Raw genomic sequence first — 13,787 nt, forward strand, 5'->3', positions numbered from 1 at the left:
GGGCACAGCAATGGGCAGAACCAGAGCCCCGCGAGGACAAGGGCATCTGCTGTTTTGACATGGACAGGAGGAGATTACGCCCCTATGGATGGCGACGTCTATGGACAGCCATGTTTGTAGCGGGGGCGATCTGCCCCGCATCCTGCAGATTTGTGAGCGGCGCTTTTCATGCGTTTTTTGCCAACAAACACCTGTGCTCTTGTCAGCGCAGGCGAGTGAAGAACATAGGCATTCAATCCGGGCTCAGACAGAAGTCTGCTGCTCTTTGAGGGCCGCCAGCGCGGTAGGGTTGGGTGTGGGCTCGCCTATCTTGTGCAGCGTGTTGCGGTCGGTATGGGCAAAGGGCCGATTTTTGCCGGGGATGGTCAGCGTCGTTTCCTGCTCGTAAGACCAGGTTCCGTCCGGATGTTTGGTGACGGTGATGGTGTAGGCATCTGTTCTGAATGCGTGTTCCAGAAACGGGTTGGACGAGATGCCGTTGACGGTGGAGCCGCGTACGGCGCTGAGAGTGAAGCTGGTGGCGTCGGCGGTGGTCTTGCCGGTCGCCATGGCGGTCTGGCCGCGTGGGATGGTCAGAGTCTGAATGATGTTGCCCGTGGCCGGCTCCCAGAGCCAGTAGCCCACCTGGTCGTGAAAGGTTTCCACATCATCGGGTTTGACGATGCGTGTGTGATAGCGCAGGCCATAGAAAAGCTGCGGGCCGTTGGTTTGCGCATCAATGGGCTGCAGTTCCATGTGTTCGATGAAGGCCTGCTTTTCCGGGCCGTCGGCCTTGGGGTTGATGTCCAGGCCGCGTTTGCCGGTCCAGATGCCGGCCATGCCGGTGAACGGGCCGAGGTTGGCCAGGGTGTCTGCATCGGGTGTGGGCTCGGTGTAGATGTCTTGGGGAAAGTTTTCCATGGTGGGTGACGGGCTTTCGCGTTGAGATCTGTTGGACTTCAGTGTAGCGAGCTTGCAGGCTGCTTTGGCTGTATCCCCAGGTTGGACCGGCGTGGGGTATTTCTGCGTCAGTGAGTCGGGGCAGGGCGCGGCAATTGGAAGCGCACAGTTAGAATGGATGGGATTAGCCTAACCCTGTTGGTGGAGGTTGGATGGCAGTTCTGTAGTGCATTAATGCTCTGTAGAGGCCCGGACTGTGGCGCATTCGGGTCGCACGGCTTTCACCATTGTTGATAGGGCGAACGTAAGTTCGCCTTTATTTTTGCTGCCGCAGAAAGATTGACCATGTTCGAATCCATCCGCAAGCATTCCAAGTTCGTGATGATCTTGTTGTTCTTGCTGATCATTCCCTCTTTCATTTTTGTCGGGGTCAGCCAGAACTATTTCACAGAGTCCAGTCAGGCCGTGGCTCGTGTGGATGGGCATGACATTACCCAGCAGGACTGGGACAACGCGCATCGTGCCGAGAGTGACCGCCTGCGCGCGCAGAACCCCAATATGGACGCCAAGCTGCTGGACTCTCCGGAGGCGCGCTACGCCACGTTGGAAAAACTGGTGCGTGACCGCGTGCTGGTTGCCGCAGCGCAAAAGATGCATCTGACCACGACAGATTCGGAGCTGGTGCGCACGCTGCAGGAAATCCCCGCCATCGCCGCGCTGAAGAAGCCCGATGGTTCGCTGGATGCCGAGGCTTATAAAGCGCTGGTGGGCGCTCAAGGCATGACGCCAGAAGGCTTTGAAGCCAATCTGCGCAAGGAGCTGGCGCTCAACCAGGTTTTGGGCAGCGTGACTGCGACGAGCTTTACCACCGGCGCGCAGCTCAAGCAAGCCATGGACGCGCTGTATCAGCGCCGCGAGATTCAAGTGGCTCGCTTTGATGCGGCAGCGTTCGCACCCAAGGTTCAAGCCAACGAAGCCGATCTGAAGGCTTTTTACGAGGCCAATACGGGCCTGTTCAAGCAGCCCGAGGAAGCGGCCGTGGAATATGTGCAGCTGGATCTGGCTGCAGTTGCCGCTGGCATCAGCGTGAGCGAAGACGATCTGCGTACCTATTACAAGGAAAACGCACAGCGCTTGGCAGGCCCAGAAGAGCGTCGCGCCAGCCATATTCTGATCAATGCTCCCAAGGGTGCGCCTGCTGCCGAGCGTGAGAAAGCCAAGGCCAAGGCCGAAGAGCTGCTGGCGCGAGTACGCAAGGACCCCAAAAGCTTTGCCGATGTGGCCAAGAAAGAATCTCAGGATCCTGGCTCTGCCCCCAACGGCGGTGACCTGGGTTACTTTGGCCACGGCGCCATGGTCAAGCCTTTTGAAGAAGCTGTCTTCAGGATGAAAGACGGAGAGATCAGCGATGTGATCGAGTCCGACTTTGGCTATCACATCATTGAGTTGACCGGCATCAAGGCTCCCAAGGTGCCAAGCTTTGAGGAAATGCGTCCCAAGCTGGAAGCCGATCTGCGGAAGCAGCAGGCGCAGCGCAAGTTCGCAGAGGTGGCCGAAACCTTCACCAACGGTGTCTACGAGCAGTCGGAAAGCCTGCAGCCCATTGCGGACAAGCTCAAGCTCAGCATCCACAAGGCCGAGCATGTGACTCGTCAAGTCGCTCCTGGCGCGCAGGGCCCGCTGGCCAATGCACGTTTCCTGGAAGCGCTGTTCTCGCAAGACTCTCTGGAAAACAAGCGCAACACCGATGCGGTCGAACTGGCCCCCAGCAGCCTGGTGGCAGGCCGCGTGGTGAAGTACTCGCCTGCTCGTACCCTGGCCATGGATGAGGTGGGTGACAAGCTCAAGCAGCTCTATACCCAGAAGAAGGCGGCCGAGCTGGCAGCAGAAGAAGGCAAGGCCAAGCTGGCGCAGTGGAAGGCCAAGCCCGAGACGGCGCAGTTGCCCGCTGCGGTCGAAGTGGGGCGTGACCAGGCCAAGGACCTGCCACGAGAGGTTCTGGATGCGGCGATGCGCGTCTCCACTCAGACTTTGCCGGCCTGGGAAGGCGTGGACCTGGGCTCTGCCGGCTATGTGGTGATCAAGATCAACCGCATCACCGAGCGTCCTGCTACCGAGGCGCAAGTACTGGAGCAGCAAAAGGCCCAGTTCACACAGTGGGCCTCCATGGCGGAAGTCATGGCCTACTATGAACAGCTGAAAAAGCAGTTCAAGGTGCAGATGAAAGTGCCGCGTCCCTGATGATGTCAATGAATCGGCCTGAATTGAGTTTCAGGCCGATTTTTCGATTACAATAGATGCTTCTACGGTGGCTGTAGCTCAGTTGGTAGAGTCCAGGATTGTGATTCCTGTTGTCGTGGGTTCGAGTCCCATCAGCCACCCCAGATTTATCCTTTGAAATGAATAGCTTAAAAGCAATGCCCAGATGTCTGGGCAAAATTTTGGGCAAAACGATTCCTTGGAAATTTCGGTGTAGCTACCGATGTAGAATAAAAACGCTTTACGGTGGCTGTAGCTCAGTTGGTAGAGTCCAGGATTGTGATTCCTGTTGTCGAGGGTTCGAGCCCCTTCAGCCACCCCAAATAACAAAGCCCTGCAGGTATTTCTGCAGGGCTTTTCTCGTTATGGTCCGGCTTCAATATACGCATGGATTAAAACGTGCGCAATACATGCTGATACCGTCGCAGGTCCCATCGGCCCAGAAAAGCAAAAGCCCCGTTTTACGGGGCTTTTTTATGGCTGCACGGCGAATGTTTGAGGGTGCTGTTCACCCTTGATCAGCATTTCGCTCTAAGTTGGCTGGCGCGTTTGTACCGGGTTACCTAGCAGCCCATTCTGTTCAATGAACGCCACCACTTCGTCCAGCCCCTGTAAGGTCTTCAGGTTTGTCATGGCGAAAGGCTTGGTCCCTTTGGGGGTGGTGCGCATGCGCACGGTATCGGCGCGCATCACCTCCAGGTCCGCACCAACGTAGGGCGCCAGATCGGTCTTGTTGATGACGAAGAGGTCGCTCTTGGTGATGCCGGGGCCGCCCTTGCGCGGGATCTTCTCGCCCGCGGCCACGTCGATCACGTAGATGGTCAGGTCGCTGAGCTCGGGGCTGAAGGTGGCCGCGAGGTTGTCGCCGCCGGACTCGATGAAGACGATGTCGGCATCGGGAAACTGGCCCAGCATGCGGTCTATGGCCTCGAGGTTGATGGACGCGTCCTCGCGGATGGCCGTGTGCGGGCAGCCGCCGGTCTCCACGCCCATGATGCGCTCGGGCGGCAGTGCGCCGCTGATGGTCAGCAGGCGCTGGTCCTCCTTGGTGTAGATGTCGTTGGTGATGGCGACCAGGTCCCATTGATCGCGCATGGCCTTGCACAGCATCTCGAGGATAGTGGTCTTGCCCGAGCCCACGGGCCCGCCTATGCCCACGCGCAGCGGCGGCAGCTTCTTGGTGCGATTGGGAATATGGTGCAGTGCGGTGGTCATGATCTGAAGAGGCGTGAGTATTGGTGTTCGTGCCGGGCCGAGAGAATGGCCAGCAGGGGCGAGAAGGCCTGGCGCGCATCGTCCGGCAGGGTTTCGGCGTGCGCCACGGCGGCGGGGATTTCCTGGGCCAGGCGCGCGAGGATGCGCTGGCCCGCGCTCTGGCCCAGCGGCACGGCCTTGATCGCGGCCTGCACCATGTTCTCGGCCCAGCCGAAGGCATAGGCCAGCAGGGCCTGCTGCGCCACGGCCCCGGTGAAGGCGGTGGCCAGCGCAAAGGCGATGGGATAGCTGGGCCGCTGGCCCGACAGCGCCGCCAGCTGCCGGATCTGCGCGCTGCGCCCGGCGTCTGCCGTGTGCTGGTTGCGCAGCCAGTCGGCCAGCGAGCGGCCCATCTGCTCAGTCTGCAGGCGCAGCTCGCTGGTCTCGCGCGTGGCCAGCACCCAGCCGTTGAGCTGCTGCACGCGCTGTACGTCGCCGCGCTGCCAGGCGGGCAGGGCCTGGGCGATGACGGCCATGTCGCCGCGCGACTGGGTCAGGTGCAGCTGCTGCACCAGCCAGCCGGCGGCCTCCGCCTCCGTGGTGACCTGCGCGGCATGGATGGCAGCCTCCAGCCCTTCGGAGTAGGAAAAGCCGCCGATGGGCAGCGCCGGCGAGGCCAGCCACATCAGCTGCAGCAGCGTGGCCGGTGCGATGTGCAGCGGCGCTTCAGTGGCCGTGTCCATGGTGGTGTTCATGCCCATGCGCATGTCCGTGGTGGTGGCTGTGGCCGTCGTTGGTCACATGTCCCCCATAGGCACCGCCCTCGGGCTCGAAGGGGAGTTCAGCCTCGGTGACGGTCATGTGCATGCTGCGCAGCATGTCGGCCAGCACGTGGTCGGGCTCGATCTTCAGGTGGTCGGGCTGTAGCTCGATGGGCACATGGCGGTTGCCCAGGTGGTAGGCGGCGCGCATCAGGTCGAAGGGGCTGCCGTGCTCGGCGCAGGCCGTGATGTGCAGCACCTTCTGCGGCGCGGCCAGCACGCGGATCAGCGAGCCGTCCTCGGCCACCAGCACGTCGCCACCGCGCACGGCCTGGCCGCGCGGCAGGAAAATGGCCAGGTCGCGGCCCTGGCTGTCGGTGGCGGCAAAGCGGCTTTTCTGGCGTACGTCCCAGTCAAGCTCCACCGAGGCGGAGCGCTTGAGCAGGCTGGTGGCCAGGCCCTGGCCGGCGGGAAGGCATTTGGAAACTTGCAGCATACAGGGGCAATCGGTTAAAGCGCCAGCGTCATGAAGCAGCTGTTCGGGTCCGGGTGGTAGTTGCCAAAGGGCGCGCATGGCACAAAGCCATTGCGCTGGTAGAAGCGCCGGGCCGGTGCGAAGAAGGCCTCGGTGCCGGTCTCCAGGCTGATGCGCTTGGCGCCGCCTGCGCGGGCCTGGGCCAGGGCATGCGCCAGCACCTGCTGGGCCGCGGCGGAGCCGCGGTGGGCAGCCCCCACGCGCATGGTCTTGAGTTCTACATGGCCGGCATCCAGTTGCTTGAGCGCGCAGCTGGCCGCCAGGGCCGGCCCGGCCTGTTGTTGCGTCCAGCCGGTCCAGAAACGGATGTCGGGCTGGCGCAGCTGGCTTGCGTCCAGCGCATGCACGCTCTCGGGCGGCGAGATGCGGTGCATATCGTCCAGGTGCTCCTGGAGAAAGGCCAGTACACGCGGATCTGTCGCGGGGTCCAGCTTGAAGATCAGCTCCATGTCCATCGGTTCAGTCAGATTCAGAAAAGAAAGTAGCGCTGTGCCATGGGCAGGCTGGTGGCGGGTTCGCAGGTCAGCAACTCGCCGTTGGCCCGCACTGCATAGGTCTGTGCATCGACCTCCATATGCGGCGCCAGGTCGTTGTGGATCATGTGCTGCTTCTGTACGCCGCGTATGCCTTTGACGGCCGACAGGGTCTTGGCCAGTCCGAAACGTTCGCCGATACCGGAGGCCAGGCCGGCCTGCGAGACAAAGGTCAGCGAGGTCCTGGCGATCGCGCCGCCAAAGCTGGCGAACATGGGCCGGTAGTGCACGGGCTGGGGCGTGGGAATGGAGGCATTCGGGTCGCCCATGGCTGCCATGGCAATGCTGCCCCCCTTCAGGATGCAGAAGGGCTTGACGCCGAAGAAGGCCGGTTTCCAGATCACGATGTCGGCCCATTTGCCCACTTCGAGGCTGCCGACTTCGTGGCTGATGCCGTGGGCAATCGCGGGGTTGATGGTGTATTTGGCGATATAGCGCCTGATGCGGAAGTTGTCGTTTCTGGCGCCGTCACCTGGCAGCGGTCCGCGCTGCAGCTTCATCTTGTGCGCAGTCTGCCAGGTGCGCAGAATCACCTCGCCCACGCGGCCCATGGCCTGGCTGTCGGAGCTGAACATGCTGATCGCCCCGATGTCGTGCAATATGTCCTCGGCCGCAATGGTCTCCTTGCGTATGCGGCTCTCGGCAAAGGCCAGGTCCTCGGCAATCGAGGCATGCAGGTGGTGGCAGACCATGAGCATGTCCACATGCTCGTCCAGCGTGTTGATGGTGTAGGGGCGCGTGGGGTTGGTGGAGCTGGGCAGCACATTGGCCTCGCCCACCACCTTGAGGATGTCGGGCGCATGGCCGCCGCCCGCGCCTTCGGTGTGGAAGGTGTGGATGGTGCGGCCCTTGAAGGCGGCCACGGAGTCCTCTACGAAGCCGCTTTCGTTGAGCGTATCGGTGTGGATGGCGACCTGCGTGTCGGTCTCTTCGGCCACCGTCAGGCAGTTGTCGATGGCCGCCGGCGTGCTGCCCCAGTCCTCGTGCAGCTTCAGGCCGATGGCGCCGGCGCTGATCTGCTCGTGCAGGCCGCCCGGCAGGCTGGCATTGCCCTTGCCCAGAAAGCCCAGGTTCATGGGAAAGGCGTCGGCAGCCTGCAGCATGTGCTCCATATGCCAGGGGCCGGGCGTGCAGGTGGTGGCAAAAGTGCCGGTGGCTGGGCCGGTGCCGCCGCCGATCATGGTGGTCACGCCGCTGGTCAGCGCCTCCTCGATCTGCTGCGGCGCGATGAAGTGGATGTGGGTGTCGATTCCACCTGCGGTGACGATGTTGCCCTCGCAGCTGATGATCTCGGTGCCGGGGCCGATGATGATGTCCACGCCAGGCTGGGTGTCGGGGTTGCCGGCCTTGCCGATGGCCGCAATGCGGCCGTCCTTGAGGCCGATGTCGGCCTTGACGATGCCCCAGTGGTCGAGGATGAGGGCATTGGTCAGCACCGTGTCCATTGCCCCCTGTGCGCGTGTGCGCTGGCTTTGTGCCATGCCGTCGCGGATGGTCTTGCCGCCGCCGAACTTCACCTCCTCGCCATAGCCGCCCGCGGTCAGAGTGAAGTCTTTCTCGACTTCGACGATGAGTTCGGTATCGGCCAGGCGCAGGCGGTCGCCCACGGTAGGGCCAAAGGTTTCGGCGTAGGCGCGTCTATCCATTGTGGCCATGTCAGAGCGCTCCTTGAATCAGGCCGCGAAAGCCGTAGATCTTTCTGTCGCCGCCAATATCCACCAGCTCGACCGTGCGCTGCTGGCCGGGCTCGAAGCGCACGGCCATGCCGCTCGCAATATTCAGCCGCATGCCGCGCGCAGCCGCGCGGTCGAAATCCAGGCCCGCGTTGGTCTCGGCAAAGTGATAGTGGGAGCCGACCTGGATGGGTCGGTCGCTGGCATTCCTCACCACCAGCGCAAGCGTGCGGCGGCCGGGATTGAGGGCGTGTGCACCGGGGTCAAGCAACAGTTCACCGGGAATCATGGCGTGTCTTCCTTTCGCGTGTTCAGGCCAGCCGTGTCAGCATGAAGGCGCCGAGCGCCACCGTGGCCGTACCGCCGAGCTTGGCAATCCACCGATGGCGCTGCATCACCGCATGGCCCAGCACCATGCCCGCGATGTGCAGTGTGGCGGAGCCCATTGCAATGCCGGCCAGCGCGCCGAGGGCCGCGAGGCCGCTGTCGCCGGCCAGCTCAAAGCCATGGGCCGCGCCGTGGAAGAAGGCAAACATGCCGGCCAGTGCGGCTGCGGCACCCCAGGGCATTTTTTGCTGCACCAACACCAGCAGGCCCAGCACCAGCACGGAGGCGGCAATCATGGGTTCCACACCCGGCACCCACAGGCCGGCAAAACCCGCCACGGCGCCCGCCACCAGCAGGGCCACGAAGGCGGCAGGGGCGCGCCAGGCGGTGCGCAGGCCGGGCATGGTCAGCGCGCTCCAGGCGCCTACGGCCAGCATGGCGGCCAGGTGGTCGGCCCCGGTAAACGGGTGGGCGAAGGCGTGAGTCAGACTGTCCAGAAAATAGTGATGGCCGCCGCCGTCTGCGCCCACATGGGCGAGCGCGGACAGGGGCAGGGCAGTCGCCGCAGCGGCTGTGGTGGCAAGGAGCTTATTGAATTTCATAGCTGTCTGCGCTTGATGGATAAGGGTTTGATGGCTAAAAGGCTTGAAGTCTCTGGATGCAGCTTCAGGCAATGGGCTCGTGCACAGTGACGAGCTTGGTGCCATCCGGGAAAGTGGCCTCGATCTGGATGTCGGGAATCATCTCGGGGATGCCTTCCATCACATCGGCGCGGGTCAGCACGCGGCGGCCTTCGCTCATCAACTGGGCCACGGTCTTGCCGTCGCGTGCGCCCTCCATCACAAAGGCACTGATCAGCGCCACGGCCTCGGGGTAGTTGAGCTTGAGGCCACGGGCCTTGCGCCGCTCGGCCAGCAAGGCGGCGGTGAAGATCAGCAGCTTGTCTTTTTCGCGTGGTGTCAATTCCATCTTCTTCAATCCCTCAGTCGGCTCGCGCATTCGGCAGGACCGAATGAACGCGATGAGTCAGTTCCATGCCCCTTTATGTAGCAAGTGCCATGCCAAAGGCAAGAATTAATTGCAAGCCTATGGAGGCCGGATTGCTGCGGTTTTGCACCTTGTTGGGGCGTCTGCGAGGCAGGCTTGCACCAAGGCGTGTCTGTGTGGTTGCTGCGGATGCCTCTTGGTGCATTGCTCGGTTGTGGCGGTGCATCGCGTGGCACGAACTTTGCTCTTCTGGTGCATGAACAGAAGACCATGGAGCAAGAGGGGCGCGCAGTTGCTGCGGGCTGGGGTACAGCAGGGTTTGTTGACGATGGGCTGCGGATGCGCCGGCCTGTTGACTGGCTGGGCGTGGGCGCAGACGGCCAGGGAAGGCAATGCGGCGCTGCCCGAGGTACTGGTGAGGGCCCAGGTCAAAGGCCAGGCGCTGGATGAGGCGCAGCGATCGTTTTCCGTCACCGAGTTCGGGTCTGACGATATTCGCGAGCAGCCCAGGCAGGAAGTGGAAGCGCTGTGGAACAAGGTACCGGGCATGTATGTCAATCACTACCAGCTCAGCGGAGTGGCCAACGGGCTGGTGCTGCGCGGCTTCGGTGGCGGCGGGCATGGCGGCGATGTGGCGGCCACGCTGGACGGCATTTCGCTCAACGAGGCCATGTCGCATGCCGATGGCTATTTCGATCTGAACGTGGTGGTACCGCTGGAGCTGGACAAGGTCAATGTCCATCGCGGCCCGGTGTCGGTGCTGCAGGGCAATTACAACCGCGCCGGGCTGGTGGAGCTGCGCACGCGGCGCAGCGGCAGCTATACCGATGTCGATGTCAGCGCCGGTTCGCAGGGCATGCTGGATGCCCAGGCTGCCTTGGGGCGCGAGCTGGAAGGCGGCGATCAGCTCAATCTGGCGGCCCAGCATTCGCATGGCGATGGTGCGCGGCCCAGCTCCGGCCATGGGCGCAGCACCATCAGCGGCACATGGAAGCACCATGTGCATGAAAAGCTCGATATTTCGCTGTCCGGCCGCTGGCATGAGGCGCGCGGCGATTCGCCCGGCTATCTGACCGAAGCGCAATGGCGGCAAGACCCGCAGGGCAAGGATGGCCATGTGGTGGGCGATGGCGCCAACAAGCACTTCGGCACGCTGCGCCTGGATGCGCAGTACGCACTGGATGCGGATACCCGGCTGCTGGGCTTTGTCTACGGAACGCAGCAGGATTTTGTGCGCTGGTTCACCCGTCCGCGCAGCGGCACCTGGATGCAGCGCGAAGAGCGCTACGACCGCAGCGTGCTGGGCGCGGGGCTGAACCTCAGTGGCAAGTCCCGTCTGGCTGCGCGCGAGCTGAACTGGATGCTGGGCCTGGAGCAGGTGCGCGAGTCCACCGATTACGGTTACTGGGATGGCCTGGTGAACCGCCGGCGCACGGCCGCGGCGTTGGACGATCGCAATACGCGGCTGAACAACATGGCGCTCTACGGCCAAGGCAGTTGGCAGGCGACAGGCTGGCTGCAGACCACGGCCGCCCTGCGCTGGGACCACTTTGACGGGCGCTGCCGCTTGCTGGGCGCGGAAACCGGTGGCGATGAATGCAACCGCATGCAGGGCCGCAGCCATGCCAGCCCCAAGCTGGGTGCCATGGCGCAGCTCAATCCGCAGACGGCGGTGCGTGCCAGCTGGTCGCAAGGCTTTGCCTTGCCCAGCGACTTTGCCAAGTACGCGCTGCGCAACAGCGAACTCGGCGCCAATATCTTTCGCCAGACCGAGCTGGGCCTGCAGTGGAAACCTTCCAGCCAGTGGCTGATCGATGCAGCCGTGTACCGCGTCACGTCCAGCAACGAAATACGCAACACGGCACCGGGTGAATATGAAAACCTGGGCGCGACCCTGCGCAAGGGCGCAGAGCTGCAACTGCACTGGCTGCCCGGCCGCAGCTGGCATCTCGAATGGGCGTACGGGCGCAATCGCTCCGAAATCACGCAGAACGCCAACGCGGCATTGCAGGGACAGCGCGTGGTGGCGGTTCCCGAGTACACCAGCACCTTGCACGCACGTTGGATGCCGCGCGGCGATGTCACCGTGCATGGCGTGCTGCGCCATGTGGGTCGCGCGCCCATCAATGCCGGCAATACCGAATGGGCCGGCAGCTATCACTGGCTGGACCTGGGCCTGCAATACCGCCTGCCGGCCAGCGTGGCACGCCATGCCAGCCTGAGTCTGTGGCTGCGCAACGCTGCCAACGCGCGCTATGCCAGTATCACCACCATGATCGGTGGCCAGCGTCTGGTCGCGCCCGGCGCGCCGCGCAGCGTGCAACTGGGCCTGCAGTTTTCACTTTGATTCTTGGGAGTCCTCATGTCTGTGTTCAAGACGCGTAAAAACATCATCGCGCGCATTCTGTGCACCACGGCCGCCGCCTGGCTGCTCTGTGCCAATCCGGCCCATGCGCATAACGTCTGGCTGGAGCCAGATGCGCAGGGCGGCTATGTCATGCAATTCGGCGGCCATGAGGGCCTTGCCGAAACCTTTGACCCCGCCAAGCTGCAGCGCGTACATGCCTATGACCTGCGCGGGCGCGAGGTGGGCTGCGATGTGCAGAACCTGCAAGGCGGCATCCGCGTCAAGCCCGATGCCAAGGCTGCGCTGATCGCGGTGGAGCTGGATAACGGCTACTTCAGCAGCACCAGGCCCGAAGGCGCCATGCTGCCCCTGCCCATGGACAAGAACCCCGGCGCAGTGCACGGCGTGCATGCGCGCAAGTTTCACAAGACCGTGGTGCAGTGGGGTGCCGTCATGCAAAAGCCGTTGGGCCAGATGTTCGAAGTGGTGCCGCTCCAGGGCCAGGCGCCCCATGCCGGTCAGCCGCTCAGGCTGCAGGTGCTGCTGGATGGCAAGCCGCAGGCGGGGGTACGCCTGTCCTGGGGCGAAAACGGCTCGCCCGCGATGACGGATGCACAGGGCCAGGCTCTCATGACGCCCGCTGCAGGCAACAACACTTTGCAGGCCATCCTGCGCCAGCCGGTGCAGGGTGATGCCAGGACGACGCAAAACAGCTACGAGTACCTGCTGCGCTTTGCCGCGCATTGATTGCCAGGCACCTCAACAGTGCCTGATGTGCGGAATGCGGCTGGAAAAGCCTGCATCTGGTGCATGCGCAAGATTTGGCACAGCAATGGTGCTGCCGCAAGGGGTGGACTGATCGCGCTGCGGCATCGCCGCGTAGGGTGAGTGAGGAAAGCAGCAGGGCCCTGAGCGGCAACCGAACTGCGGATGTTGCTGGCACGGTACTTGCATTTGAGGAGATGCGGTCAATCGTGACCGAACAAAACCTCCCGGGAGTGCTGAAATGAATCGTCGCGGAACCCTCACTACACTGGCTGCATCCCTGGCTTTGGGCCTGGGCCTGAACTCGCAGGTGTTGGCAGCAGACACCATCAAGGTCGGGGTGCTGCACAGCCTCTCTGGCACCATGGCGATCTCCGAAACCGTGCTCAAGGACACGGTGCTGATGGCCATCGACGATATCAACGCCAAGGGCGGTGTGCTCGGCAAGAAGCTCGAGCCCGTGGTGGTGGACCCCGCCTCCAACTGGCCGCTGTTTGCGGAAAAAGCCAAACAGCTGATCACGCAGGATAAGGTGGCCGTGGTCTTCGGCTGCTGGACCAGCGTCTCGCGCAAGTCGGTGCTGCCGGTGTTCGAGCAGAACAACGGCCTGCTGTTCTACCCCGTGCAGTACGAGGGCGAGGAACTCTCCAAGAACGTCTTCTACACCGGCGCTGCGCCCAACCAGCAGGCGATTCCCGCCGTCGAGTACCTGATGAGCAAGGAAGGCGGCGGTGCCAAGCGCTTTGTGCTGCTGGGCACGGACTATGTGTATCCACGCACCACCAACAAGATTCTGCGTGCCTTTCTCAAGAGCAAAGGCGTGAAGGATTCCGACATCATGGAGACCTACACGCCGTTCGGTCACAGCGACTACCAGACCATCGTGGCCGATGTGAAGAAGTTCTCCACCGGTGGCAAGACGGCCGTGATCTCGACGATCAACGGCGACTCCAATGTGCCCTTCTACAAGGAGTTGGGCAATGCCGGCCTCAAGGCCAAGGATGTGCCGGTCGTTGCCTTCAGCGTGGGTGAAGAAGAGCTGCGCGGCGTGGACACCAAGCCCCTGGTCGGTCATCTGGCGGCCTGGAACTACTTCATGAGCGTGAAGAACCCGACCAACACCGCCTTCATCACGCAGTGGGGTGATTACGCCAAGGCCAAGAACATCGCGGGCCACAAGGACAAGCCCCTGACCAACGACCCCATGGAAGCCACCTGGGTCGGCATCCATATGTGGAAGCAGGCCGTGGAAAAAGCCAAGAGCACGGATACCGACAAGGTGATTGCCGCCATGGCCGGCCAGACCTTTATCGCGCCCGATGGCTTCACCGTGAAGATGGACGAGAAGAACCATCATTTGCACAAGCCCGTGATGGTGGGCGAGATCAAGGGCGACGGCCAGTTCAGCGTGGTCTGGAAGACCAAGGGCCCGATCAAGGCCCAGCCCTGGAGTCCTTACATCGATGGCAACGACAAGAAGAAGGACGAGCCTACGAAGTAAGGCTCCCCCTGAGGCGCTGCGCGCCT

The 13,787-nt window shown here is 62.8% G+C and carries 13 protein-coding genes and 2 tRNA genes; 6 read left to right on the plus strand and 9 right to left on the minus strand.

The features are described 5' to 3' along the window. Window positions 1-243 precede the first annotated feature (243 nt). The gene (locus tag QMY55_RS08775; protein WP_283488240.1) at window positions 244-900 is read right to left on the minus strand and encodes an FABP family protein; all 657 of its coding nucleotides are present in this window, start codon (window positions 898-900) and stop codon (window positions 244-246) included. A 324-nt stretch (window positions 901-1,224) separates the two neighbouring features. Between QMY55_RS08775 and QMY55_RS08780 the strand changes: the two genes are divergently transcribed. The 3 genes from QMY55_RS08780 to QMY55_RS08790 all read left to right on the plus strand — a co-directional run bounded on the left by QMY55_RS08780 (window position 1,225) and on the right by QMY55_RS08790 (window position 3,460). Further along, window positions 1,225-3,120, plus strand: a complete 1,896-nt coding sequence (locus tag QMY55_RS08780) for a SurA N-terminal domain-containing protein (protein WP_283488241.1) — start codon at window positions 1,225-1,227, stop codon at window positions 3,118-3,120. Window positions 3,121-3,187: 67 nt separating this feature from the next. After that, window positions 3,188-3,263: transfer RNA gene (locus QMY55_RS08785), tRNA-His, on the plus strand. 121 nt (window positions 3,264-3,384) lie between these two features. Further along, a tRNA-His gene (locus QMY55_RS08790) sits at window positions 3,385-3,460 on the plus strand. 209 nt (window positions 3,461-3,669) lie between these two features. Here the strand turns inward: QMY55_RS08790 and ureG are convergent. The 8 genes from ureG to QMY55_RS08830 all read right to left on the minus strand — a co-directional run bounded on the left by ureG (window position 3,670) and on the right by QMY55_RS08830 (window position 9,130). Next, window positions 3,670-4,353, minus strand: a complete 684-nt coding sequence (gene ureG, locus QMY55_RS08795) for an urease accessory protein UreG (RefSeq protein WP_283488242.1) — start codon at window positions 4,351-4,353, stop codon at window positions 3,670-3,672. Further along, window positions 4,350-5,075 carry an urease accessory protein UreF gene (locus QMY55_RS08800; protein ID WP_407650688.1) on the minus strand — a complete coding sequence of 242 codons (726 nt, stop codon included), beginning with the start codon at window positions 5,073-5,075 and terminating at the stop codon, window positions 4,350-4,352. Before QMY55_RS08800 ends, ureG begins: the two co-directional genes overlap by 4 nt. Beyond that, window positions 5,059-5,589: an urease accessory protein UreE gene (gene ureE, locus QMY55_RS08805; RefSeq protein ID WP_328517811.1), complete on the minus strand. Its 531-nt coding sequence runs from the start codon at window positions 5,587-5,589 to the stop codon at window positions 5,059-5,061. Before ureE ends, QMY55_RS08800 begins: the two co-directional genes overlap by 17 nt. A gap of 14 nt (window positions 5,590-5,603) precedes the next feature. Next, window positions 5,604-6,077: a GNAT family N-acetyltransferase gene (locus QMY55_RS08810; RefSeq protein WP_283488244.1), complete on the minus strand. Its 474-nt coding sequence runs from the start codon at window positions 6,075-6,077 to the stop codon at window positions 5,604-5,606. A gap of 20 nt (window positions 6,078-6,097) precedes the next feature. Then, window positions 6,098-7,816, minus strand: a complete 1,719-nt coding sequence (ureC, locus tag QMY55_RS08815; protein ID WP_283488245.1) for an urease subunit alpha — start codon at window positions 7,814-7,816, stop codon at window positions 6,098-6,100. A gap of 1 nt (window position 7,817) precedes the next feature. After that, entirely contained in the window at window positions 7,818-8,123 is a 306-nt protein-coding gene (locus QMY55_RS08820) for an urease subunit beta (RefSeq protein ID WP_283488246.1), read from the minus strand. A 22-nt stretch (window positions 8,124-8,145) separates the two neighbouring features. Continuing rightward, the gene (locus QMY55_RS08825) at window positions 8,146-8,763 is read right to left on the minus strand and encodes a HupE/UreJ family protein (protein ID WP_283488247.1); all 618 of its coding nucleotides are present in this window, start codon (window positions 8,761-8,763) and stop codon (window positions 8,146-8,148) included. Between the two features lie 64 nt (window positions 8,764-8,827). Further along, complete coding sequence (locus QMY55_RS08830) at window positions 8,828-9,130, minus strand: urease subunit gamma (RefSeq protein WP_283488248.1); 303 nt, start codon at window positions 9,128-9,130, stop codon at window positions 8,828-8,830. A 370-nt stretch (window positions 9,131-9,500) separates the two neighbouring features. Here QMY55_RS08830 and QMY55_RS08835 point away from each other — a divergent pair, with 370 nt between their 5' ends. The 3 genes from QMY55_RS08835 to urtA all read left to right on the plus strand — a co-directional run bounded on the left by QMY55_RS08835 (window position 9,501) and on the right by urtA (window position 13,761). Further along, a complete protein-coding gene (locus QMY55_RS08835) occupies window positions 9,501-11,495 on the plus strand; it encodes a TonB-dependent receptor (RefSeq protein ID WP_283488249.1) in 1,995 nt (664 codons plus the stop codon). Window positions 11,496-11,510: 15 nt separating this feature from the next. After that, the gene (locus tag QMY55_RS08840) at window positions 11,511-12,242 is read left to right on the plus strand and encodes a DUF4198 domain-containing protein (protein ID WP_283488250.1); all 732 of its coding nucleotides are present in this window, start codon (window positions 11,511-11,513) and stop codon (window positions 12,240-12,242) included. A gap of 259 nt (window positions 12,243-12,501) precedes the next feature. After that, complete coding sequence (gene urtA / locus QMY55_RS08845; RefSeq protein WP_283488251.1) at window positions 12,502-13,761, plus strand: urea ABC transporter substrate-binding protein; 1,260 nt, start codon at window positions 12,502-12,504, stop codon at window positions 13,759-13,761. Window positions 13,762-13,787 lie beyond the last annotated feature (26 nt).

Source organism: Comamonas resistens, from assembly GCF_030064165.1.
GTDB classification, from domain to species: Bacteria; Pseudomonadota; Gammaproteobacteria; order Burkholderiales; family Burkholderiaceae_C; genus Comamonas; species Comamonas resistens.